The 21,470-nt window shown below is 35.5% G+C and carries 41 protein-coding genes and 3 pseudogenes; 4 read left to right on the top strand and 40 right to left on the bottom strand.

From position 1 onward, the window contains the following. Positions 1-8: 8 nt before the first annotated feature. From ACFVP7_RS10800 to ACFVP7_RS10775, 6 genes and pseudogenes are all read right to left on the bottom strand, one after another. Positions 9-176, bottom strand: a complete 168-nt coding sequence (locus tag ACFVP7_RS10800; RefSeq protein WP_396583234.1) for a hypothetical protein — start codon at positions 174-176, stop codon at positions 9-11. After that, positions 173-346 carry a hypothetical protein gene (locus ACFVP7_RS10795; RefSeq protein ID WP_041351970.1) on the bottom strand — a complete coding sequence of 58 codons (174 nt, stop codon included), beginning with the start codon at positions 344-346 and terminating at the stop codon, positions 173-175. Before ACFVP7_RS10795 ends, ACFVP7_RS10800 begins: the two co-directional genes overlap by 4 nt. Then, a complete protein-coding gene (locus ACFVP7_RS10790) occupies positions 347-895 on the bottom strand; it encodes a hypothetical protein (protein ID WP_396583233.1) in 549 nt (182 codons plus the stop codon). After that, positions 876-1,292: a hypothetical protein gene (locus tag ACFVP7_RS10785; protein WP_396583232.1), complete on the bottom strand. Its 417-nt coding sequence runs from the start codon at positions 1,290-1,292 to the stop codon at positions 876-878. The genes ACFVP7_RS10790 and ACFVP7_RS10785 overlap by 20 nt, the downstream gene beginning before the upstream one ends. Continuing rightward, positions 1,285-1,389 (bottom strand): annotated as a pseudogene (locus ACFVP7_RS10780) (hypothetical protein); the annotation flags it as partial. The pseudogene ACFVP7_RS10780 and the gene ACFVP7_RS10785, both read right to left, overlap by 8 nt. A 40-nt stretch (positions 1,390-1,429) precedes the next feature. Next, the gene (locus ACFVP7_RS10775; protein ID WP_396583231.1) at positions 1,430-1,987 is read right to left on the bottom strand and encodes a hypothetical protein; all 558 of its coding nucleotides are present in this window, start codon (positions 1,985-1,987) and stop codon (positions 1,430-1,432) included. A 169-nt stretch (positions 1,988-2,156) separates the two neighbouring features. On the opposite strand from ACFVP7_RS10775, the gene sspC reads away from it, so the two are divergent. Next, positions 2,157-2,375 (top strand): acid-soluble spore protein SspC, encoded by a 219-nt coding sequence (gene sspC / locus ACFVP7_RS10770; RefSeq protein ID WP_128751157.1) that lies wholly within the window; start codon positions 2,157-2,159, stop codon positions 2,373-2,375. Between the two features lie 555 nt (positions 2,376-2,930). Here sspC and ACFVP7_RS10765 read toward each other — a convergent pair. From ACFVP7_RS10765 to ACFVP7_RS10730, 8 genes are all read right to left on the bottom strand, one after another. After that, positions 2,931-3,110, bottom strand: a complete 180-nt coding sequence (locus tag ACFVP7_RS10765; RefSeq protein WP_163136921.1) for a hypothetical protein — start codon at positions 3,108-3,110, stop codon at positions 2,931-2,933. Next, the gene (locus ACFVP7_RS10760; RefSeq protein ID WP_396583230.1) at positions 3,107-3,847 is read right to left on the bottom strand and encodes a hypothetical protein; all 741 of its coding nucleotides are present in this window, start codon (positions 3,845-3,847) and stop codon (positions 3,107-3,109) included. The genes ACFVP7_RS10765 and ACFVP7_RS10760 overlap by 4 nt, the downstream gene beginning before the upstream one ends. 12 nt (positions 3,848-3,859) lie before the next feature. Next, positions 3,860-4,213, bottom strand: a complete 354-nt coding sequence (locus tag ACFVP7_RS10755; RefSeq protein ID WP_163136922.1) for a hypothetical protein — start codon at positions 4,211-4,213, stop codon at positions 3,860-3,862. Positions 4,214-4,337: 124 nt separating this feature from the next. Beyond that, positions 4,338-4,859 carry a dihydrofolate reductase gene (locus ACFVP7_RS10750; protein WP_163136924.1) on the bottom strand — a complete coding sequence of 174 codons (522 nt, stop codon included), beginning with the start codon at positions 4,857-4,859 and terminating at the stop codon, positions 4,338-4,340. Then, entirely contained in the window at positions 4,859-5,698 is an 840-nt protein-coding gene (locus tag ACFVP7_RS10745) for a thymidylate synthase (protein ID WP_396583229.1), read from the bottom strand. Before ACFVP7_RS10745 ends, ACFVP7_RS10750 begins: the two co-directional genes overlap by 1 nt. 56 nt (positions 5,699-5,754) lie before the next feature. After that, a complete protein-coding gene (locus ACFVP7_RS10740; protein ID WP_396583228.1) occupies positions 5,755-6,099 on the bottom strand; it encodes a hypothetical protein in 345 nt (114 codons plus the stop codon). 142 nt (positions 6,100-6,241) lie between these two features. After that, complete coding sequence (locus ACFVP7_RS10735; protein ID WP_106021355.1) at positions 6,242-6,535, bottom strand: hypothetical protein; 294 nt, start codon at positions 6,533-6,535, stop codon at positions 6,242-6,244. Positions 6,536-6,552: 17 nt separating this feature from the next. Beyond that, the gene (locus tag ACFVP7_RS10730; protein ID WP_041336532.1) at positions 6,553-6,708 is read right to left on the bottom strand and encodes a hypothetical protein; all 156 of its coding nucleotides are present in this window, start codon (positions 6,706-6,708) and stop codon (positions 6,553-6,555) included. Between the two features lie 152 nt (positions 6,709-6,860). On the opposite strand from ACFVP7_RS10730, the gene ACFVP7_RS10725 reads away from it, so the two are divergent. Next, on the top strand, positions 6,861-7,106 hold the full coding sequence (locus tag ACFVP7_RS10725; protein WP_009967458.1) for a hypothetical protein: 246 nt from the start codon (positions 6,861-6,863) through the stop codon (positions 7,104-7,106). A 39-nt stretch (positions 7,107-7,145) separates the two neighbouring features. Here the strand turns inward: ACFVP7_RS10725 and ACFVP7_RS10720 are convergent, their stop codons facing one another. The 16 genes and pseudogenes from ACFVP7_RS10720 to ACFVP7_RS10645 form a co-directional block, all read right to left on the bottom strand. Continuing rightward, positions 7,146-7,595 carry a GyrI-like domain-containing protein gene (locus tag ACFVP7_RS10720; RefSeq protein ID WP_144530329.1) on the bottom strand — a complete coding sequence of 150 codons (450 nt, stop codon included), beginning with the start codon at positions 7,593-7,595 and terminating at the stop codon, positions 7,146-7,148. A gap of 94 nt (positions 7,596-7,689) precedes the next feature. Then, positions 7,690-8,118 (bottom strand): dUTP diphosphatase DutB, encoded by a 429-nt coding sequence (dutB, locus tag ACFVP7_RS10715; RefSeq protein ID WP_396583227.1) that lies wholly within the window; start codon positions 8,116-8,118, stop codon positions 7,690-7,692. Between the two features lie 45 nt (positions 8,119-8,163). Further along, positions 8,164-8,406, bottom strand: a complete 243-nt coding sequence (locus tag ACFVP7_RS10710; RefSeq protein WP_268400993.1) for a thioredoxin domain-containing protein — start codon at positions 8,404-8,406, stop codon at positions 8,164-8,166. Continuing rightward, positions 8,403-9,383 (bottom strand): class 1b ribonucleoside-diphosphate reductase subunit beta, encoded by a 981-nt coding sequence (gene nrdF, locus ACFVP7_RS10705; protein ID WP_396583263.1) that lies wholly within the window; start codon positions 9,381-9,383, stop codon positions 8,403-8,405. The genes ACFVP7_RS10710 and nrdF overlap by 4 nt, the downstream gene beginning before the upstream one ends. A gap of 181 nt (positions 9,384-9,564) precedes the next feature. Next, complete coding sequence (locus tag ACFVP7_RS10700) at positions 9,565-12,819, bottom strand: ribonucleotide reductase N-terminal alpha domain-containing protein (RefSeq protein ID WP_396583226.1); 3,255 nt, start codon at positions 12,817-12,819, stop codon at positions 9,565-9,567. Continuing rightward, positions 12,782-13,177: a class Ib ribonucleoside-diphosphate reductase assembly flavoprotein NrdI gene (nrdI, locus tag ACFVP7_RS10695; RefSeq protein WP_396583225.1), complete on the bottom strand. Its 396-nt coding sequence runs from the start codon at positions 13,175-13,177 to the stop codon at positions 12,782-12,784. The genes ACFVP7_RS10700 and nrdI overlap by 38 nt, the downstream gene beginning before the upstream one ends. Further along, positions 13,177-13,530 (bottom strand): hypothetical protein, encoded by a 354-nt coding sequence (locus ACFVP7_RS10690; RefSeq protein WP_004399275.1) that lies wholly within the window; start codon positions 13,528-13,530, stop codon positions 13,177-13,179. The genes nrdI and ACFVP7_RS10690 overlap by 1 nt, the downstream gene beginning before the upstream one ends. A gap of 43 nt (positions 13,531-13,573) precedes the next feature. Further along, positions 13,574-13,831: a hypothetical protein gene (locus ACFVP7_RS10685; protein ID WP_396583224.1), complete on the bottom strand. Its 258-nt coding sequence runs from the start codon at positions 13,829-13,831 to the stop codon at positions 13,574-13,576. Positions 13,832-13,847: 16 nt separating this feature from the next. Beyond that, positions 13,848-14,042, bottom strand: coding sequence for a hypothetical protein (locus tag ACFVP7_RS10680; RefSeq protein WP_004399360.1), 195 nt, complete (start codon positions 14,040-14,042; stop codon positions 13,848-13,850). A 19-nt stretch (positions 14,043-14,061) separates the two neighbouring features. Further along, positions 14,062-14,196, bottom strand: a complete 135-nt coding sequence (locus tag ACFVP7_RS10675; RefSeq protein WP_235120820.1) for a hypothetical protein — start codon at positions 14,194-14,196, stop codon at positions 14,062-14,064. A gap of 31 nt (positions 14,197-14,227) precedes the next feature. Beyond that, on the bottom strand, positions 14,228-14,494 hold the full coding sequence (locus tag ACFVP7_RS10670; RefSeq protein WP_041338464.1) for a hypothetical protein: 267 nt from the start codon (positions 14,492-14,494) through the stop codon (positions 14,228-14,230). Positions 14,495-14,510: 16 nt separating this feature from the next. Further along, on the bottom strand, positions 14,511-14,723 hold the full coding sequence (locus ACFVP7_RS10665; protein ID WP_163136455.1) for a DUF1653 domain-containing protein: 213 nt from the start codon (positions 14,721-14,723) through the stop codon (positions 14,511-14,513). Positions 14,724-14,767: 44 nt separating this feature from the next. Then, on the bottom strand, positions 14,768-15,064 hold the full coding sequence (locus tag ACFVP7_RS10660; RefSeq protein ID WP_106021377.1) for a hypothetical protein: 297 nt from the start codon (positions 15,062-15,064) through the stop codon (positions 14,768-14,770). An 88-nt stretch (positions 15,065-15,152) separates the two neighbouring features. After that, on the bottom strand, positions 15,153-15,491 hold the full coding sequence (locus ACFVP7_RS10655; RefSeq protein WP_396583223.1) for a hypothetical protein: 339 nt from the start codon (positions 15,489-15,491) through the stop codon (positions 15,153-15,155). A gap of 140 nt (positions 15,492-15,631) precedes the next feature. Continuing rightward, positions 15,632-16,155: pseudogene (locus tag ACFVP7_RS10650) on the bottom strand (hypothetical protein). A 12-nt stretch (positions 16,156-16,167) separates the two neighbouring features. Continuing rightward, a complete protein-coding gene (locus tag ACFVP7_RS10645) occupies positions 16,168-16,710 on the bottom strand; it encodes a metallophosphoesterase (protein WP_396583222.1) in 543 nt (180 codons plus the stop codon). A 129-nt stretch (positions 16,711-16,839) separates the two neighbouring features. Here ACFVP7_RS10645 and ACFVP7_RS10640 point away from each other — a divergent pair, with 129 nt between their 5' ends. After that, a complete protein-coding gene (locus tag ACFVP7_RS10640; RefSeq protein WP_014664033.1) occupies positions 16,840-16,965 on the top strand; it encodes a YjcZ family sporulation protein in 126 nt (41 codons plus the stop codon). A gap of 109 nt (positions 16,966-17,074) precedes the next feature. Here ACFVP7_RS10640 and ACFVP7_RS10635 read toward each other — a convergent pair whose 3' ends face one another. The 5 genes and pseudogenes from ACFVP7_RS10635 to ACFVP7_RS10615 form a co-directional block, all read right to left on the bottom strand. Then, entirely contained in the window at positions 17,075-17,287 is a 213-nt protein-coding gene (locus ACFVP7_RS10635; protein ID WP_019712334.1) for a hypothetical protein, read from the bottom strand. A 286-nt stretch (positions 17,288-17,573) separates the two neighbouring features. Continuing rightward, positions 17,574-18,332: a hypothetical protein gene (locus tag ACFVP7_RS10630; protein WP_396583221.1), complete on the bottom strand. Its 759-nt coding sequence runs from the start codon at positions 18,330-18,332 to the stop codon at positions 17,574-17,576. Between the two features lie 399 nt (positions 18,333-18,731). Then, complete coding sequence (locus ACFVP7_RS10625; protein WP_396583220.1) at positions 18,732-18,959, bottom strand: hypothetical protein; 228 nt, start codon at positions 18,957-18,959, stop codon at positions 18,732-18,734. 39 nt (positions 18,960-18,998) lie between these two features. Next, positions 18,999-19,363 (bottom strand): annotated as a pseudogene (locus ACFVP7_RS10620) (hypothetical protein). A gap of 2 nt (positions 19,364-19,365) precedes the next feature. Beyond that, positions 19,366-19,584 (bottom strand): hypothetical protein, encoded by a 219-nt coding sequence (locus ACFVP7_RS10615; protein ID WP_003231092.1) that lies wholly within the window; start codon positions 19,582-19,584, stop codon positions 19,366-19,368. 134 nt (positions 19,585-19,718) lie between these two features. On the opposite strand from ACFVP7_RS10615, the gene ACFVP7_RS10610 reads away from it, so the two are divergent. Further along, the gene (locus tag ACFVP7_RS10610) at positions 19,719-20,066 is read left to right on the top strand and encodes a hypothetical protein (protein ID WP_106294053.1); all 348 of its coding nucleotides are present in this window, start codon (positions 19,719-19,721) and stop codon (positions 20,064-20,066) included. A gap of 39 nt (positions 20,067-20,105) precedes the next feature. Here the strand turns inward: ACFVP7_RS10610 and ACFVP7_RS10605 are convergent, their stop codons facing one another. Genes ACFVP7_RS10605 through ACFVP7_RS10585 form a run of 5 tightly spaced genes read right to left on the bottom strand, consistent with a single transcriptional unit; the run spans position 20,106 to position 21,391 of the window. Beyond that, a complete protein-coding gene (locus tag ACFVP7_RS10605; RefSeq protein ID WP_396583219.1) occupies positions 20,106-20,603 on the bottom strand; it encodes a hypothetical protein in 498 nt (165 codons plus the stop codon). Beyond that, complete coding sequence (locus tag ACFVP7_RS10600) at positions 20,603-20,758, bottom strand: hypothetical protein (RefSeq protein ID WP_041338484.1); 156 nt, start codon at positions 20,756-20,758, stop codon at positions 20,603-20,605. The genes ACFVP7_RS10605 and ACFVP7_RS10600 overlap by 1 nt, the downstream gene beginning before the upstream one ends. Then, on the bottom strand, positions 20,751-20,966 hold the full coding sequence (locus tag ACFVP7_RS10595; RefSeq protein ID WP_019712328.1) for a YorP family protein: 216 nt from the start codon (positions 20,964-20,966) through the stop codon (positions 20,751-20,753). Before ACFVP7_RS10595 ends, ACFVP7_RS10600 begins: the two co-directional genes overlap by 8 nt. Before the next feature lie 32 nt (positions 20,967-20,998). Further along, the gene (locus ACFVP7_RS10590; RefSeq protein ID WP_041336515.1) at positions 20,999-21,196 is read right to left on the bottom strand and encodes a hypothetical protein; all 198 of its coding nucleotides are present in this window, start codon (positions 21,194-21,196) and stop codon (positions 20,999-21,001) included. Positions 21,197-21,232: 36 nt separating this feature from the next. Continuing rightward, positions 21,233-21,391 carry a hypothetical protein gene (locus tag ACFVP7_RS10585; protein WP_396583218.1) on the bottom strand — a complete coding sequence of 53 codons (159 nt, stop codon included), beginning with the start codon at positions 21,389-21,391 and terminating at the stop codon, positions 21,233-21,235. Positions 21,392-21,470 lie beyond the last annotated feature (79 nt).

The raw sequence follows: 21,470 nt of genomic DNA, 5'->3' as shown, positions 1-21,470 counted from the left end.
GACCGATTTTATTTAGTTGTTTGACTTAACTCAACTGGCTCATAATTAGTCAATTCATGAAATTCTTCCTTCTGATGTTGGCTCATTTTTATTGGTTTTACCCACTTCATCTTTGAAGGCTTAATCTTGTAGTCGCTGCTAGCATCTTCTGAAAGTTCATGTTTACCTCCTTTCATTGAAACAACCCTCCCCAAATTACTCCTGCAGCTATAGCAGCTATAAAAACAGAAACGAATTTCATTATTATGAAGAACTTGATATACTTTGTTTCATCTTCAGTTAAGTTCAAATCTGATAAAGCGAATAAACCAAACATAATCAACAAAATCCATGCTGTAACAATCATCTACTTTGAACCTCTTTCGACTGTATGTCCGCCGGTAATGTCATTTAAGATCGTGCTACTTGAAGAAAGCTTGTTGCTCTCACTATCTTTATTTTTAGTGTAATTAATAAAATCATCGAACTGGATCAAATACACTCCGTAAGCTGTGTTATTCAATCTTTCAATGGTATCTTCACTAGGTTTAAAAAACCAGCTGTCAGTACCTTGGCCATACACTTCAAAAATCTGAATTATCTCGTCCTTATACTCAAAGTAAGCCAGTTTATTTTCAAATTCACATTCCTCATCAACTGGATTCCCCACATGATTTGTCGCATATTCCATCATTGAAGTAAGCATATAGCCTAATTCAACGTCTGAGAAACTTAGCTGTGGCTTAGGTGTTCCGTAATAAATATCAGCCTCATTTAGTGATCCCCTCTGATTAACTTCTTTAATGATCTCTTCGATAGCAGTGTAGCCTTCATGAATAATAAAATCTCTTCGCATCTGGTCTCTTCGTTTATATTCATCTAAGAAACTTGTTATCTTAAACTCTGTATTCTTCATTTAACTCCTCCTTGTATGAACCGATTATTTCTTGCATTCGTTGAAAGAAAGTAATAATGCAACCTCTAGCATCAAAGGGGTATTCGCAATCAATTTCAGCACTGGATATGTATATTTCATATTCAATGCTCGATATTAGTTGAGCACTATAGGGTAGTTCGACTTGTAAGTACCTCCTCAGATTAGGTAGCTGCTCATTGAGATACTTTAAGAACTTCTTCTCGTACTCAGTAACCTGTTCATATAGTTTGTTTACAAGTTCTTCAATTGTGTCTGCTTGCACTTTGTAGAGATTCTGGAACAGTGCTTTGTTGATGTCCATTAGCTCACTTACAGCTTTCACGGTTTTCTGATTTCCAGTCAGAGTAACTCCCCACCACTCAAAGCAATTATCCATTGTTGTTTATCCTTCTTAGCCGTTCAACTTCAGCGACCAACCATTCTGCATAACTAATGTGGATTTTCATCACCTTGGTTGATCTAAATTGTCGAGAATTTCATCCATACACATCACCTCTATATAAAATTAGAACTTTATTCAGTAATATGGAAGTCAAAATCCAAATCACTAATGTCAACCTGCTTTTCTTCACCATTAGGTAGCTTTATTTTCACTTCCGTATCAATTCCACAAGATGTATGTATAATTTTTTCAAGTATCTCCACTTTTTCATTGTTCAACTTTGCTCTATTAAAATTCAAAATTTGTGCGTTAAACTCTATTTTATACGAGTCCCCGATATCTTCATTAATATCACAAATGCTTATATTCAGCTCCTTCTCTTGAGTCAGACTCAACAGGTACTCCCTAACTTTTGTTGCAAACTCCAAGTTAAACCAATGAAAACTCTCTTCACACTTTCTACCCAGCTGTATAGAAAAGGCTGCGGGCTCATTATCCAGAAAATAGACTCTGTACCCTACATAGGAATCGGTACAATACCAGTTTCCAACCCAATAACACTTTAGCCTGTCCTGCTCAACATATGGTACATTATCGAGACCTAATTCACGCCCAATATCCTGCGTGTCGACCTCACTTTCATTTTGTTTTGATTTATCAATTTTATTAACAATATCAATTAGCTTCATTTTGCAATACCCTTTCTTTTCCATGATTCAGTTCATGCTAATTTATGCTCCATGGCCAATAGACATTAAAATCACCCTCTCTTTGTAAAAACGTGTATAATCCCTGAAAAAGTCTCCATAATATGATTCAAACAAGCTTGTTTTCATTACACTTTAGGAGATGAATAAGATGCCTCAACAAAGTCGATCAAGATCAAACAACAATAATGATTTACTAATTCCTCAAGCAGCTTCAGCTATTGAACAAATGAAACTTGAAATAGCTTCTGAGTTTGGTGTTCAATTAGGTGCTGAGACTACATCTCGTGCAAACGGTTCAGTTGGTGGAGAAATCACTAAACGTTTAGTTCGCTTAGCTCAGCAGAACATGGGTGGTCAATTTCATTAAGGAGGGGTAACCCCCTCTTTTTATGCTCCTCTTCTAAACCCTGCCATTACATTTAACCCTCCCACTTGCTCTACCACATTTTTCAATGGTATGATTTTCTATGTAAATATCATCTAGAGGTGTATTAACTTGTGGCAAAATAAGCACAAAACAAAGAAAAATAAGCGTTTGGTCAATGTAATCATATTCTTCTTTAATTTCTGGCCTTGTGCTTGATTCCTAATGTTTCATTTACATAACTTTGTTTTAAAAAATCACTATTTATGAAATCAAAGCAGAAAGAGAGCAATACATGTTTAAAAATTTTTTCAATTCACATCCATTTATTAAAAGTATTTCAGAAATTCTAATCACAGCAATTTCTCTTGGTGTATGGTTTAGTGTGAATATAAACCATTACTTAGGTGTTTTTTTGGGATTCTTAACAGCTGGGATTATTAATTCAGTTTTAGGCTGCAGTTGGGAGCCCAAGAAGAAAACTGCATGATGAAGAGGTTTTACCTCTTCATTTTTTTGCGTCTTAATATCTAAATAAAATACAGATTTTATATTAATTTAAACGTAATAACTAATTTCTTTTTTATCCATAACTTTTCGGATTGTTCGCTCATGTTTCGATCGTTTTCTTTTATCGCTGCCTTTCACTCTTGTTTTTTCAAACATTCCGTCGTAAGTCCAATTATATCCGCTATACTTTTTAAACACCGTCGTCTTCAGGCGTCTATGATACGTCACTCACCGCCCGCCTCTTCGCGTGAGTCGTCGATGATTTTATAGCCGTATTTACGCGCATCTTTCAAGTATATTGCTGCACCACCGGAAAAAGGCGGCCAACTGTCGTCTTCAATAACTAGTGCTTTGTGAACCCCGCTATCATCCGATATAAAATCGCCCACCCGAACCTCAGTCGGCTGCGGCGCGTTCAAGTATTCGTCCGGCACCGCCAGGCTTAGCGCACGTCTTAGCGCGATTGCTTTACCGATATGAACGTTGAAGCAGTCGTCAGGGGCGGCTTTGGCGATGCCCCGCGCTAAGACGACCGTACCGCTATAAGCTCCCTTTAATAAGGCGACTACTGTCCGCTTTTCTCGATTTACTATGAACTCCGCATTCGCACCAAAGAGATCGACTTTGTAATCCGAAGTATTTCCGTTCACCATTCTTCCCGGCGATTTTAAAACTTCGATATCCGCCTTCGCCTGCTCAACGATTTCATCACGGTGGGCTTGGACGCTTTTCTCTGGCTTCCATAAACGTTCCTCTAGCGTCGTACAAACCGGAGTCGTTACCGTATTTACATCGCCAGGTACAATAACAACGTCTTGATTCGTTTTTGCATAGTGAACTACGAATCTATAAGAATATGCTCCGCCAATAACGATATCTCCAAAACGAGATTTATAACCGAAATATTTATCGTCCTTCTTTTCAAATACCGTATTCGCATTATTAATCAGCAATTTATTTTCCAATTCGCCAACTCCTTAGATATCATTTAATTTTTGCGTCAGATGAATAAATTGATCATTTAACTCTTTGAATTTTTCCTTATTTATGTATGCTTTATTTTCCCTAAACAAAAATAGATCCCGATATGCTTTTCTATTCCTGTTAATAATTTTAGTCGCAATAGTTGAGCTTACCCATTCTTCATTTACTATCTGGTTTAGGATTTCACCAAGTTCGAATAGAATTTCTAGTTTCTCTTTGTTTTGCTGTGTTTCAAGTCTTAACAATTCCCTCTGTGTTTCAAGTTGCATTGTTTCAAATTTGTATTTCTTTTTCTTCAAGGCTGCTATCTTTTCATTTGCGTTATGTGATTTATTTCCCGTCTCCAATAAATCACCTCCTTAAAGTTTGAATAAAATATTATTTTTATCAAAATGCATATTTTTTGTTTTTGTGATTTAAATAAAAAACCGTTATCTCATCACCCTCTTATTATCATATTATATATATTTTTTACCTTTGTCTATATTTATTTTCAAAAGTTAGAAAGGAATAATTGTATTTGTTCTTTTCATCGGCTTTATTATGCAGTTTATCAGTCAATTTCCAACGATCATCTAACATAGGAAAATATGAATCTGCTTCTCTTGACGCTGAGTCAACAATTGTCAAATACACTTTATCAGCGTAGGGCAAGAATGCTTTGTAAATCATACTTCCCCCTATCACCATCACTTCCTCATCAGTGTTAACTTGTCCTTGAATGAGTTTTAAAACCTCCTCAATTGAATGATAAACAAAGGACGAATAATCTGGCTTAAAGTTCTGATCCCTAGTAAGTATAATATTCCTCCTATTCTGTAGAGGCTTACCTGTCATACCAATAATTGATTCGTATGTTGATCTTCCTTGAATACATATTTTCCCCTCAGTTTTTTCTTTGAAGTGTTTCATGTCAGCAGGCAAATGATACAATAATTTGTTTTGATATCCAATGGCCAGAGTTTTATCACAGCAAGCAATAAGAGATAGCATTAAACCGCTACCTCAAATAAAAGCTTGTCCCCATGTTTATAGTTGATTAACTTGAAATCATCAATGGTAAAGTCATAAAAATCTTTCACTTCAGGATTGATCCATAGTTCAGGTGCTTCAAACTGTTCTCTTTCCATTTGAATTTTCAAATTGTCTATATGACGTGTGTACACATGGCAATCCCCAATGTTAAAGATATATTCACCAAGCTCATAGCCAGTGACTTGAGCAATCATGCGCTGCAACACATTGTACTGGAATACATTGAATGGATTTCCCAATGCCATGTCATTGCTCCGTGCTCTTACCTCGAGGTGGAGCTTACCTTGTTTTACGTACCACTGTGTCTCGTATACACATGGTGTTAAGGCCATTGCGTCTAGTTCATCAGGATTCCATAGCATTGTAATGTGTCTGCGTGAAGACGGATTGTTCTTCAATTGATGAAGCAGATAATCAACCTGATCCACTTTTTCTCCATTTAGATTTCTGTTCTTCTTTCCCAGCTGAAATCCATATGCATGTCCGATAGTACCGTCTTCTTGTTTCCACTGATCCCAAATATGTACGCCCATCTTGTTTAAATCATTAACATCATTAGATTTCAGCTGCCAAATCCAGAGCAACTCTTTAATGGCTGTTTTCCAGGCAACCTTTTTTGTCGTTAAAATCGGAACCTCTGAGTTGTCGAATCTCATTTGCTTACTCATTACACTTAGAGTATGTGCCGGTGTTCCATCTGTGTCCCACTTGGTTCTTACATCAAACTCTTCGTCTGAGATTCCATTATTGATGATATCCTTTATAATTGAATTGTATTGTTTATCGAATTGCGTCATGTTTCTCAGTCCTTTTGGAAATAGTATTTGAAAAAGTAAAGCATTAATTAAATATTTTATACGAATATATCTGCCAAATAAAATACAACAAAAAGAAAATTCCCACAAACAAATAACAAGTAAAAATATGTGTTTTGCTTGATTCTTTCACCGTCTAATACATCAAAAACTTTAAACATACTAAGGACAACATAAATAAGTGAAACTGCTGTCCAAGCAAGCATTAGAATGTTATCATGCATAATTAATCCGATATAAGCCAAAGGGACAATGAAAGATATCCCCTTGAGCAAAGTAAACAGGTAAATCAAATTCTTATTTCGTTTCATATTTTCTAATGATGAATTATCGACCACATTCTTTACTTTTCTATACGCATTACCTTCTCCTCGAACAATCAATCTGACCTCATTAATGTTTAATGCAATTAGATAAGCTGCTAGAAATAAAGTTACATATGTTATAATAAACATCTCCTAATTTTATATTTGTGTTTGATTAGCTATTAATCACCCTCAAATTCAACACCATTCATATTTGCTTTTATTCAAATAGCTCCCCTTTTAAACCATTCACTTGATCAGTAATACTTTCTTTAATTGCATGTGGTAACTGATCAATCCCTTTTACAATCCGTTTCTGACCAGTTTTCCTGATTTTTGCAGTCATCTCTTTAAAACACTCTAAAGCAGTATCTGAGATTTCATCATATAGCCCCTGAATTTTCACTAATACACTTAAATATTCTTCGTCACCTTCTTCAAATAGTGACAACCCTTCTTCAAGTTTGTTGATCTTTTCAATACTCTTTAATATTTTATTTTTATACTTTAACAATTAATCACCCACCTATTTTAATTATGGTCGATCATCTTCAAGAAATTAGACGCTGCCTTTTTGTATCTCAGATCTTTTTCATACTCAGCAACTCGTCTCATGTGCTCAATAAATTCATCTTCAAGTCCTCGTAACTGAAGAAACCCAAAGCAAAGACCGTTCCTATAAAGCATGTCGTCATATTTTGCTTGTAAATCTCCTTCTTTGCCGTTAATGATCTCTTTCCTCCTTAAATATTAGATAAAAGTATTCTTTTATTCGGAAATATTTCCAACAAAAATCTTTTATGGTAAATTAAAAACAATGTATTTAAAGGAGTGTTAATTTGCGAAAAATATTAAAAATCGTTAGCTTACTGATTCTATTGTTATTATTGGTTTATTCTTTCTTCAGTCCTAATTCACAATTATTTGTGTTCGTTCAGCTAATCATAATTGCATTTTTGATTGGTTTTGGAATTAACTGTTTTGTTAAAAAAGAACGATACCAAGGTACTCTATACTTCGTAATTGCAATATGCAACATTACCATTAATCTTGATAAAATAAACGAGTTAATTCAGAGCATTTAACTTATACATATATAGGAGGTGGGAAATTACCCACCTTCTTTATTGGATAGGAACTAATACTTCACATAAGTGATTATCAATCATTTGTGAAGTATATCTCTCTATAATTGGTTCTCCTCTCATAGTTAGACTATTTTTTTCTATTTCAGAGAAAATAATGCCCCAAAATTCACTTACTGCCTCTTTTGTATGGTCAAGCAAGAAAACAGCGTATTTCCCTCCAGGTAACTTACCAACTTGAGCTGGTTGCAGCACATTAAAATCTTCATTTAATACAACACCAACATCATAACGGCATTCCTCTTTAGGAGTAATACTTGGATCATCTTGTGGAATTCCTAAAATTACAGAGTTATGAAATACACCATTCAACTGTGCCCACTTTTTAAAAGATTCCATTAGTTCTTTGTTTTGCTTACCACCATACTCTCCAACGTTTCGGAAATAAGCAATCCTTAATTCAGGTAATTCTTCAATAGTTATTTTCATATTTTAATCCCCTTTCCTAGAAAAAGGTAATATGATTAAAAATGTTTTTCAAGATGACTTTTAAAATAATCTATATTTCAAATACAAAATCCAATTACTTCGTTCCAGTTGATCCGTGCCCACCTCGGTCATCGTTGCCTAGACGGTCTACCTCGATCAAGTCAACTGCCGGCATCTTCTTCATAATTCTGAACTGGCAGATTCGATTCCCTTTCTTAATCTTTGTGTCACGTAACGCATAAGCAGGAAAGAACCAAAAATCGTTGTCACCCTTATAAGACTCATCGATAACACCCATTGAGTTTGTTTGAATCACACCAAAGTTCTTATACGTACTCGAACGAGGAACGACATGTGCTTCGTAACCTTCAGGCAATTCCATGGCCACTCCCAATGGAACAAGTTTAAATTCATCTTTTTTGATCGCTACATCTTCAGCTGCACGAAGATCAATCCAATCACCTTGCTCAATTTTTCTGATTCTCGTTTGTGATTCATCTAAATATTTGATTTTAATTTGCATTATGTATTAGCTCCTTTTAATTTAAGTTTGTTTAAAATTACCCTTTTATCGTAATTCCTTTAGTAACTCATCAAGTTCATCAGGCTTAAAACCAATACTTCGGTTTACTTCCTCTCCTTGATCACTCAACAAAATGGTTACCGGTACCCCCATAACACCAAATCTAGCTGCCACTTCTGGTTCCTGTGTAACGTCAACTGTCTCAAATTGAATATTTGCTTGTTCTAAGTAATTGGACACCATTTTACATGGATTGCAATTAGGCTGCTCTAATTTAATTACTCTCATCGAATACATCCTCTCTCGTTAAAAATAAAATCTGAATCCTTTAATGGCTCCACTGTTGCTTTTTTGTATCCATTCCCTTTAGTTGAAAAGAAATCATGGGACTTTGTTTTAGTGCTCAGACCATTGATAACAATTGGATTAACATCCTCTTCTCCAAACCAATGATCAAAGCCCAGATTGTTTAAAGCTTTATTTGCGTTGTATCTGATGAATTTCTTTACATCTGGAGCTAATCCAACCTGATCATAAACATCTTCTGTATACTCCAGTTCATTTTCATAAAGTTCCTGCAGTAAACTTAAAGCCCATGCATACAGTTCTTTTTGCTTCAGAGGAGTTTGTTTCTTAAATATCTCCTGTGCTAATAAACCGATGTAAACGCCGTGTATTGCCTCGTCACGGATAATTAAATTTACAATTTCCCCGCTCTGCATAAGTTTTCCTTGTCCGTAAAAGTAAAGTGGATAATAAAACCCTGAGTAGAAAAGAAAACTCTCCAGGAACACAGATGCAACCATTCCTTTAAATAAAGAAATTTCATCGTTTTTCTTGATTGATTTATAGACTGAAACAATTGTTCTAGCTTTCTTTTGAAGAAACCTATTGTTTTTCACCCATTCAAAGACTTCATTGATCTGCTCGGTTGGAGCCAATGTTAGAAAGATGTTGCTGTAAGACTTTGCATGAACAGCATTTTCCATCATGGCCATGAAATTTAAAACTGCCTTTCTTTGATGTCCATCTACATGTTCAGCAATTATAGGCATCCCCGTATTCCCCTGCTCTGTATCAAGAAGCGTAAGTCCGGCCAGTACCTTCATATAAGTGTCCTGCTCATTTTTTCCGAGGTACTTCCATGTGAGGAGATCGCCATTTAGCGAAATCTCTTCCGGAAGCCAGAATTGCTTAACGTTCTGCGCGTAGAACATTTGCGTAAAGTCGTCCTCGTGGCGCGACCAATCGGCCGCCGTGTGGATTGCGTTTGCGTTCGTCAATTATTCGTCCTCCTTCTTCTTGTAACCGTCTAGCAATGCAGTTAGTATTCTAGGCGTGATTGTAGCGTGATTCATAGTATCATAGCACCATCGCTCATATCGCCGTAGTTCCGCGATTTCTTCGTCCGATAGCCGTTGATTCATAAGCATACCTCCTCTTCGTTTAAACTACGCAACTCAAACACGAATCCTGGCCCGTATCCTTCGTCCGCGCATAATACAACGTTTTAATCCCCTTATGATGAGCGTATAAGTCAATCCGGTTCAGATCGCGCGTCGTCATCGTATCTTTCAAGAACAGCGTAAATGAGATGCCCTGATCGACGTGCTGCTGGATAGTGGCGATCATATCCACAACCTTGAACATGTCCATATCGTAGGCTTCTTTATAGAAGAACCAATTCTGCGGCGATAGTCCCGGCATCGGATAATACGTTTTTGAATTACCGTACGTACGCTCCTCGATGCGCTCCATAATCGGCATTACACCTGCTGTAGATGATTGAACATATGAGATGCTTCCCGTAGGTGCAATAGCCTGCCTATACGAATGGTATAAGCCATATTTCATTACATCTTCTTTAAGTTTCGTCCAATCTTCAATGTTAGGAATATGTTGATCTCCAAATAGCTTTTTAACCTTTTCAAACTGAGGGCTATAATCATTTGTTACGTACTTTTCGAAATACTCACCTGATTTATAAGTTGAACCATCAAACTTGTAGTATGTCTCCCCTGTTTCTCGTGCAATTTCCATAGAACGCTGCAGTGAGTAGAAGTTAACCATCATAAAGTATGTATTTGCAAAATCCTTAGCTTCTTCACTTTCATAAGCAATATTATTTTGAGCTAGAAATCCATGGAGGTTCATCTGCCCTAGACCAATTGATCTCATTAGTGTATTTGCTCTCGCAACTGCTGGAGCATTTACAATGTTTGTTTTCCTTGTGACAGTTGTCAATGAGTCAATTGCTATTCTTACTGTTGAAGCAATTGATTGATTACTCATTACATTTACAATGTTCATTGAGCCAAGATTGCAGGAGATATCTAAGCCAATTTCATCCTCTTTATCGTAATCCGTATAAACTGATACTTGTGATGATTGAAGTACCTCTGAACAGTTGCCAGTAACAATTCCATTGAAAATCAGAGAGTGATAGTCTTCTTGTGTTGTATCATAAACATCCTCAACACCATCTTCTTCAATACTAATAATTTCAGCTGTAAAATCATGCTTTGGCTTTCTTGACTTAGGTTGCAATGTCTCAGTTAACAAATTGAATTTATAAACATCGTATTCTTTCAATTCAACAATACTCATAAACAACTCTCTTGAGTTTCTATCTTGAATACTGATTTTGTGTGTTGGTTTAACATTGTAAAGCTTAGAACCGCCTTTTCCATCAGGAAGGAGTTCTTGTGAGCGCTTGTTGTTAGAATAAATCGTTGTATAAACACCCATGTTCAGTAACAGCTTCTGAACGTCCTGAAGGCTCTCATAGTGGATGGATGTTAACTCAATAGTTAATGCTTTGGCTTTATGATTTGCATTTACACACCCATCAGTCTGGAATAAACCCGATAAATAAGCTGCTTGCGTTTCCTTGTTAGCTTGAAAAATGAATTCTGGGACTCTTGTTTTTCTTTCTTTGTTCATACCGAACTTCTTCAAGATGTCAAATAAGACAGTACTATTCATGTAAAGCAAATCTTGTTTTTCTGGGTTGGCCATATTAAATGTTGGGAGAAGTGATGTATTGTGCTTATAAGCACGATCAACCTTGTGTTTATGAATAATACGGTGAACTGCATCAGTAACTTTCTGCTCAAGAACTTTTTTATTATCGTATAAATAAATCTTGGCAGTTTTTTCAGTAATTGTTCCATCACCAGCTATAATGCCCATAATGTATGCAAGATCGGGTTCATGAATTTTCCCGTATGCTCCTTCAGCTGATTGGACTAATAATTTATCGCCCGTTTTCAGTTGATTCAATTGGAGCTTTTGAATTTCGCCATCTCTTTTCACATAGAATTTGTGCCACTCAGTTGCCCTAATTTCATATCCTTGCTTCGTTTTGACTTTAAATATTTCCGCATCTTTTTTAGTCAGTTGCATTGGAATTGCATCTACAATTGTTGTACCTTTGCTATCAACTGCAAAATCTTTTGTTCTATTATCAATGACAACTTTAAGATCATTCTGCTTTTTGTAAAGATCGGCTGCTTTTTCATATCCATTCTCAGTTAAAAGAAGTGTTTCTCCAGTAACGCACAAATTTGAAAACTTCACTTTTGAAATATGTTCATTTGGATGCACTTTATTTACATTGTCAGCGAACATAATATACGGATAGCCAGATTCGCTTCTTAGAATGGCCAATTGCTCTAACAGCTTTCGAGCATTTCCCTTTGCTTTTCTAACTCTTGGATTTTCAACAAGCTCATCATACATTTCATTAATATCCATCTCATCAAGATACTGCCCATATTCCTTGTATACTGAATGCGGATAGAACTTGTAATAATCCTTGTCTTCCCTTGCAAGTTCAATAAATTTATCAGGAACAACTACACCAATAGACAGTGTTTTAACTCTGACATCTTCATCAGCACTTATTTTTTTGGTATCCAGGAAGTCTGTTATGTCTGGATGGAATACACTTAGATAAACTGCTCCTGATCCTTGTCTTTGTCCCATCTGATCGGCATATCTAAAAGCATTATCCAATAGCTTCATAACACCTACGACACCTTTAGTCGCATTCTCTACGTCTTTAATCGCTTCACCTTTGGCTCTTAGTTTGTTTAGATTTAATGCTACTCCTCCACCTAGCTTAGAAAGCTGCATGGAGATATCAATTGCACGTGAAATATCATTCAAACTGTCGCCTACTTCAAGTAAGAAGCAGCTCACCATTTCACCTCTTCGCTTACGTCCAGCATTAAGGAAAGTAGGTGTTGCCGGCTGATACTCTTGTTTCATCATAGTATGTACTTCCTCAACAGCTTTCTCGTAATCACCATCCGCGCAATACAAAGCCACAATTGAGACACGATCCTCGTACCTCTCCAGGATCTTTGTTTTATCATTTGTTTTCAATGCGTAGTCATTGTAGAACTTAAACGCACTCATAAAAGATGGGAATCTGAATTTGTAACTGTAAGCAATCTTATAAATTGATTTAATCTGTTCAAATGTATATTTGCTTAAGAATTCTTCTTCGTAATAATCATTTTTAATCAAATAATCAAGTTTCTCTTTTAGATCATGGAAAAAGACTGTGTTTTGATTTATGTAATCAACAAAGTAACTATGTACGGCCTCCCTATCCTTTTCGAATTGATACTTCCCATCTTTCTGGATCATGATTTCATTATTGAGCTTGATCCAATTTGGTATTGTGTTTGTCAATAAGTTGTACCTCCTGAATGATTTTCTGTATGTCTTGATTCGTTCCACTGAGTTCAAACTTTAATAACAATGGTATGTGGAACTTAGCTGAAAGCTTGTCTCCAGCTAAACCATAGTTATCACCCCAAACCTTGTTACCACTAACAGCAACTCCTCTTATTTTATTTTTATTCTTATTGATAAAACTCAAAGTCCTTTCAGGTACTTCCCCAAAGCCTATCGTATATGTAATATGTATGAACTCTTGATTGATGATCGTATCATCAGTTATTTCAATGGTCTCAATATCTGATTTGTGTTGCAGCGCTTTGACAAACCTTTTTACATTGCCTGTTTTACTCTCATATGTAATGATCACTAATCGTTATAAGCCCCTGTAATTAATTTTGTAGTCACTGTTTCAGCTTCATTTTCAGCGTAATTGAATGCTTCTGATATCTCACGATTAATGTCGCCCATTTCCATGTAGCCCTGTGCCATACTTTCATATAAGGAACTTTTCTTAACTGGAACGTAATCATCTAGATTCTTTTCTAATTCAACAAATTGATTTCCTTGTTGGTCAGTTGCAATAATCTCTCCTTTTAATACAGGGAAAGATTGCCCATCAGCTAAATGAATATGAGTGTTCTCAGTGGCTACTGTAAAGTTAATAATGTTCTTCTTTTTTACATATGGTTGAGTTGGATCAATACGTCTAGCTGCCCCCATTTTACATCTCCTTATTTTTTGTGTTTTGAATAAAGCTGTGATTTTATTCAGGTTTTTTTAATTCTAGGTGATAATCTTTATGGCTAAAAATTTTGGGATTCCATCTGAGTCCATATAAAGAATCTAAAAGTGATTCTAAAGTGGGATGGTGACCAGTGGCACCTGTCCATCCTTTAAAATTCCTTGCAATATAACCCTCAATCTCTTTGACAACCATGTAATAATCATCACTTAGTTTAACAATGTCCGTATTCTCTAATTTTTGATCTCTTTTAATTGTTTCAGCAAATATTAATTCCATGTATACACCTTCCTTTTTATTGTTTAGGCCATCCTTCTCCAAGGAGCTTTTTAGCCTCTTCAACATCTGTAAATCTCTCAATTTTGTGTCTATAGTCATCGATCCATCGGTAAACACATACTGCATTTTCTTCAACTTTCATGACAGTGTACTGCTGCATAGGATCTTCCAAAAGGTGAAGTTTCTGATCTTTATAAAACCCTTGAATCATTTAATGTCCCCCTTTTATTTTATTGAATTTCTCTTACTTCATGCGGTACTCCACTTTCTTCTTGAGCAAACACTGCGTCATTATGAGCTTCAATAGCATCATCATAAGTGTTAACAAGTGATCCCATACAATATAGTCCATATTTCATTTTTATCTTCATCATCCTCTTAATGTATTTTTAATCTTTAAAGTAAGCTGCCATCCATAATCAAAACTCTTTCTTCATTACTTTGAAGTTCTTCGAGAACATCTGATATTGGGGACAGTTCCTGATCCTCGGTTACTGTTCGGCTGTGTTTAACAGCTGCGTACAACATACCAACTTCTTTGATCTCATCTCTTAAGTTCCCGTCATCATCCGCAACTTCTTCTGTATATAGCTTTATTGCCTTTTCCTTTGTATTTGCTTTAATTAATGCGTAGTATGGGTCACACACCTCAAAGAATTTCATCTTATTACATCATCTCCTAATTGATTTTTGTAAACCTATTTACCTCTTTTCCATCAACAACAATTTTTTCAAAGAACATTTCTTTAGGCCTTGCCCACAGAATGCCATCCATGTCTTCATATGTAACAAGCTTCTCTTCTGTCTCAGTATGAATTGCCTCTCCAATAACCTTATATAGACCGCCTTTATAATGTTTAAACCGACAACCAACCACTTCGTATGTATCCATCAAATACGTTTCCTTTCTCTTTAAAATCATCCTTTTATTTAAATTCATAGAACTGAAAATTTAATCTTTATTAAATCAGGAGTAATTTCAGTTAAGCTTTTACTTGCCCTAATTATCTTTATTTCTCCTTGACGACTAGTGACCTCTAAGAATATAGGAACTTCATTGGTATGAGTACTAGATTCTCTAGGTACAACATCAACTTGATTAGCAACCTCTAAAAATACACTCCCTTCCTCTTCAAACATTTCGCAATCATCAAAATCCCCTATAAATATTTTTTCATTGGGAAGGTACCTGTTGTCAGTTATTTTATACAACTTTACATTCTTCATTTTCATTTTTTTCATCCTTTCGATATAATAAAACTTTTATTTAATCTTCCCATTATCCTTTAATATAGGGAGGAAGTTTCCTCCCTATAGCTATCTAACATTTATAAGCCAGGATAGATGAAGTCGGGAATGAACCAAAAGTGAATGAAGGGAATAATATTCCCGAAGTATTTCCAGTTGGACTTGCTGAGAATACAAACATTAAGAATAGCTGGCCGTTTTTGAGCAGAATAATAGTCCACTTCATGTCACATCCCACTGCGTAACCTTGCCCTGGCCCTCCGTGGAGCATATGTTGTGCTGCAGAAGGATTTTTAACTAAATTTTGATATTCAGTCATAATATGACTTGGGATTGCTGGTGTTTGCTGGTGACCACTAGTTCCTGGCCATGGTCGATAAAGCTCATCATAATATCCATAAAAGTTGTTCATAATTACTCTCCTTTTCTTTTTACCCATCGTTTCTTAGGCAATATATGCTTTAAACAACTTTTATAGTGCATAGGCATTTTCTATATTTTGTAGGTTGATAATAAACTAAGTTATATTATTTTCTATATAAAAATTGAATTTTAATCTAAATGCTCCATTACAATTTTTAGATAATCTTTATAGTCAGTAGCAACCACACTGTCTCCTTTAACAAGCTGTTCAGTTTTAACTCCAAAGAACCACCTGTCACCTATCCATTGACGACCAGTCATGTTGTTTAACCCCAGCTCATCATGAGACCTAAATGGATACACTTCTTCAATTTGCTCAATCATAGCTTTTATTTCTTTAAAGTATTTAGATCGTTTTTTGAAAGCATAGAATCCGTCTACTTGATTTTTAACAATGTCATTTTTAAATATTTCATACGCTTCTGTTCCTTCGTAGACTCCGAAATACTCAGAGTGATAAAACGAAAACCCCTCTTTCACTCCATACTTTTCTTCAAATTTATCAAAGAATGAGTTAATGTCTTCTTTTCGTTTCTTCTCAGACTTATACCAGTCACTCTCCTGTTTAACTTCGTAAATTGGTGCATCTAATGTTTGCATACGTTCATCTCCTTTTGTTTTAATTTGTCGTATACTGCGCTTGCCCGGGAAATTCTTTTCTATTTCTAATGAGGATTTCTTGCACCTTCCCACCTTTTTGTGTTAATCCACCCCAACGTAACTGGTTTAAAGTCAGTATTCTCAACACTTACACATACATGACTTAGCTTTTCTAGACCAGTTTTCTCACTGTGCGTATGCCCATGTACATTGCAGCAAAGTTGAAATTCCTCAATTAATCTGTTCATATTCACCTGAGAAATTGGTTCATGAGTAAGGATATAATCCTCATAGAGATACATCCTATGTGGATCAAAACCAAGTCTTCTAAACTTTGTGTCTGAAATTCCTTTGTCATGATTTCCTCTAATAAGAATGTTTCTAGTTTTCTTTAGCCGACTCACTATGTACTCGATTCTTTTTGAATTACAGAAAAACATGTCTCCAAGCCAAAAGACTGTATCACCTTCGCTAACTGTTTTATTGAAGTTCTCAATAATCACATTGTCCATATGTTCAGTGTCTTTAAATACTCGTTTGTTACCTTCATACTTGATGATATTCTTATGACCAAAGTGAGGATCGCTGATGAACCAGGTCTTTGTCATTAAATTGTCTCCTCTCCTTAATTCTTAAATTTAGACAAAAACTTCATTTTTTCTTTTTAGACTGAAATCCATGTCGAATTTTTAACCTTTGCCATATCATGTACTATCTTCACTAAAGGAGGTGGCAATATGGGATTCTACGGTGGTTATTCTGGTGGATACTCCGGCGGCGGATACTCTGGTGGAAGCAGCTTCGTATTGATCGTGGTGTTGTTCATCCTGTTGATCATTGTTGGTGCTTCATTCCTTTACTAATCTCAGAGTAAATCCAAAGCCTTTTGGCTCACCTCCATGTTCGACAGACGCCATAAGAAGTTTTTATGGCGTTTTCACTTTTAGAAACAATTCTCGATAAAAGGAAATTTCATCCACTTATTTTGTATTTGTTGTTTAGCCTTAAATATTCTAATGTCTTTTTAACGCTTAAGTTGCTGCATTCCTTCTTCACTTTCTCGGAATAACCCTTTGCACAACCTTCACAACAATTGAAGTCTACATAAGTTTTATCATCGCTGATTCTAAGACAAATTGTTTTTCCGTTTATGTACTCTTTACAGATGTCACATATATGATTCATTAACCCTCTCCCTTTGCTCTAAGTTATTTTAATTATATACATATTATTTGTATTTGTCTATTGTTTTTTTATCTATTTTTCAAGAGTAGGAGAGTTTCCTCCCCTACAGTACAATATGGCTGCTGCTAATGGTCTTCAGTTCGTTTATGAAATACACGAACAATTATTGCCGCTATGAAGAATAAGGCAAACAATCCAAAAGCCATTGATCCATTCTTTAAAATTATCCCAAAGATCAACAATGCACAACCAGACAAAATAAATAGTATTTTACTTAAGATATTGATCATTTACACTTCTCCATACAATCAAAGAATGCATTTACACCAATAATACCAGCAGTATTTACACAAGCATAGCAAGCAGTTCCTGCTGTTGCTGGAACACCAGCTGTGCATGCAGCTCCACATAAAATAGCTAAACCAGTAATTGCCCATTGGCTAATATTCTTATCACCTAAGCAATCTGATACACATCCAGTCCAACTCTGAGTACTCATCATGTTAGATGAGCTTGTTTGATCTTCTAAAGATTTTTCTGTTTCAAAGACACCAGACTTGTCTTCATCCTTAACGCCATTAACCCAATAACTCATTTCGTTTTGATTGCTGCTGATTTTCTTCATATCAACTTCATAGTATTCTTCAATATTCATATCGCTATCAAATGAAACATTGAATGAACTAACTCTATCTACTTTTTCAGTGTCCACGTATAAATAAGAAACTGAATAAGTTACTGTACCATCATCATACTTGATAGCCCTAACTGATGCATTATCAAATACTTTTTCGTTTGATTTATGATACTTAATGTCTCCGTCTTCAATTGCCTTATTTGCCTTTGAAAGAAGTTTTTCCTTAGTCTTTTTGCTCACATCAATAGTGTGATCTGCAATAAATTCTGCTTCTGATTTTACCTTACCCTTGTCAATATTATCTGTTGAGATTGTACTCTTTGCATCACTATTTTGAGGAAATGTTGCAAAGGCCAGCACAAATACGGCAACTAATGCTAAGATCGTTCGATAAAAAGACTTGTTCATTAAAATAACCCCTTTGTAAAAATATAATTCTCACCTGACACCAATACTTATCAAACAGACAATCTCATAAATCACCTTCTTTCTTTAATAAATGCTACCAATCATATAAATAATTGTTAAGAAACAAAGGCGATTTTGAATAATAAGTATCACAGATGTCATTAACTTAAAGGGATATTGCTCACCTTTATAAACAACTTATGTAATTTTGTAATTCGTTAGATTCAGTAAAAACCTCACCGAATTTTTTGTCTATAGTTTTCCATTGACTTTCAGTGGTTGAAGGCAACTCATTTTCAAGGTAAATGAACAACTCATCGATTTTACAGCTAAGTTGATCCATATTTTGCATGAGAGTTTCTTTTATTGGATCAGAAATGCACACGGTGCCATCCTCCCTTATGAAAAGATAATTATAGCCTTGCCGTTGTCATTTTTTATGTATGGAGAATATTCTCGAGCAAGATAATTCCTTGACGTTCCTTCTCCCAGACTTACATTATAAATATGCCTTACCTCATGTACTTCGTATGCTTGTTCTTTTGCATGTTCAGGTGATAGCGCCTCAATAACTAGAGACGCATTTTCACCTTTGTTGTCTTTACACCTTACATAATACTTTTTCAATAAACATCCCTTTATCCTTTCGTCTTTTCTTGAAACAATTTAATGAATCAAGTCTCGATATGTATTTGATTTAATATTGCATAGATTGACTAGCTTGGTTAACGATCGATTTCCTTACTCATCGCGTAGCACTGATCAACATAAAACTTCTTTGGCATAATTACGAACTGCCCATCTTTAAATCCTTCCGCACCGGCTTCTTGCATTGCTGCAGAAAAGATGTCAATTAGGTTCCCTTTTCTAAAGCTCTCAATATACTCATCTACTGAAATAGTGTGTAAAACTTTATGTAATACTTCATTAGCCTTTTCATCGTTATTTACGTAAATGCTTTGTGTATGTGGTTCAATAACTACAAATTCAAGAGCGTTTACCAAGTCAATTTTTTCTTGATCAGTTAGCATATTCACTCTCCTTTTAGATACGATTTGAAAAACTCACTTAAGTTATCAGCCATAGCTGCAGCAACTTCAGAAAAGTATTTATGTCTTTTCTCCTCTGATTTCAAAAACTCAACTGTCGTTTCTGCAATTTCTTTAATCCTGTCTTCTTTGATATTTCCATTCCTAACACGCTCTTTAATCTCCTCTGTCTCTTTTTTTAGGGACTCTGGGTAACTATCCAATCGATCTACTCCTCTAATTTTAAATTTGTATAAAAGACAAATTTTAATCAGTTTCACAAACACTTCACACATTTCAAATATTTTACATGCTAGACTAGAGTTGTATCACAATCAAAACCTGGGAGGTAATTCTTATGAAAAAGTTTTACAAAGGATTGATTGTTTCTGCCTTATCTCTAACCACTCTGGCTCTCCCTGCTTTCACATCACAAGCCTCAGCTCTTACGCCTGTTAAATCAGTTGACCAAGTTAAACAACTAGGTGATCCGATTGGTACAGTTGATTTCCACATGTTAAGGAATTCTAACGTTTCCCTATTAACAGGTTACACACGATGGGAAATAGTATCTGGCAGTAACCTCATTAGCATTAGTTCCGGCGGTGTTGTTTCTTCTCATTCAACACTGGGCACAGCAGTGATTTATGCATACGATATTAATGATAATTATGTTATTTATAAAATCACAGTAGAACCACGGTAGTTAACTAAGGAGTGCTAGTTCACTCCTTCCCTCTTTGTTTTACTCAAATAATTGAATCAAATCTTCAACAATCTCATCGCTGCCCCATTGTCCAGTATCCCATGAATATGTATGTAATCCCGCATTGCTCATAACTTCTCTATACAACTCTAAAATTGAATCAATGTCTTTTCCTTCTATATACTCATCTCCCCGTACGTTTAACCGTTCCTTAATAATGCTTGGATCAGCATGTAAGTATACAACCTTCGTTTTTGCTTTAATTTTATCCTCAATAAATCTAAGCTGTTGCTCTGTAAGGATCGAGTAATCTTTGAATTTCTTTGCATATACCAAGTTAGAATAAACAAACCTGTCAATAATCACATTGTCTTTGTCAGCCAATTTGTTGAAGTGTTCAAATAATTTCTCATTCCCGCTTGTGGCCAACTCAAAGCTTGAACCTTTGATAATTGGGTACTTCAGTTCTTTGCTAAGCTTTGCTGCAACTGTTGATTTAAAGCAGCAATCAGGCCCCTCCAAGATAATCAATGTCATTAATCCTCCACCTTTCTTATTTTATGAAATCCAACAACCTGGTAAGTGCCATCAGGGTACTTTACTTCTACCTGGTTGTATCGATAATCAACTTTCGCAACAGCCCCGATCTCATCTGTAAAATCCACAATTACCTTTTGACCTTTTCTAAACATAAGTTAATCCTCCCTTTAGTGGCGTTAATTCATGTTCTTTAAAGTAAGTAATGTCACCTGTTTCATCGCTAACTGCATAGTCATATGTAGCTGAATGTAAATGCTCGATAATCTTTCCTTTTCTCCCCACATGATGCGGGCATCCGTATCGTGCATTATTGTTAATTTCTACAGCTAGCCCAACAGGATAACTCCAGTATTTAGGCAATTTAATACCACCTCCCCTCAATAAAAAACCTCTTAATCTTCTGTTACTATTCTAGAAACCTGTTTTTCATTAAACCCAAGGGACGACAAGAACCTCTTAAAATCATCCAACAACAATCCAGGGATTTCCCCTTTATGTTCTTCAATAATCGACGGTTTATAAGTCTTATTTAATTTGGTTACCTGTCCATATTCGTCTGTGAATGACATTTCAATTTGAATACACTTCAATTATCTCACCCTATTTTTTAATTTTGTCTTGAAATTTCAACTACTTATTTCCATAACAACATCATCAAAACTCCTTTCATCATAAGTTCCATCATAATAACAAAGTTCCACTGTCTTTGTTTCAGGGTAGATGGCTTCAATAACCCCGCACTCCCCAGTTGATTTGACCCTGGCCTCTTTATCTAAAATGAACATCCTCTTCACTCTCTCTATGTAATAGTTTTCCTTGGGATATATTTCATGTTATGTATTGCATCGAACGAATTGTTGAAAT

It is taken from the genome of Bacillus sp. SG20033, from assembly GCF_044570195.1.
GTDB lineage: Bacteria > Bacillota > Bacilli > Bacillales > Bacillaceae > Bacillus > Bacillus subtilis.
Note: the sequence above shows the minus strand (reverse complement) of the source record. Positions and strands in the feature narration are given on the sequence as shown.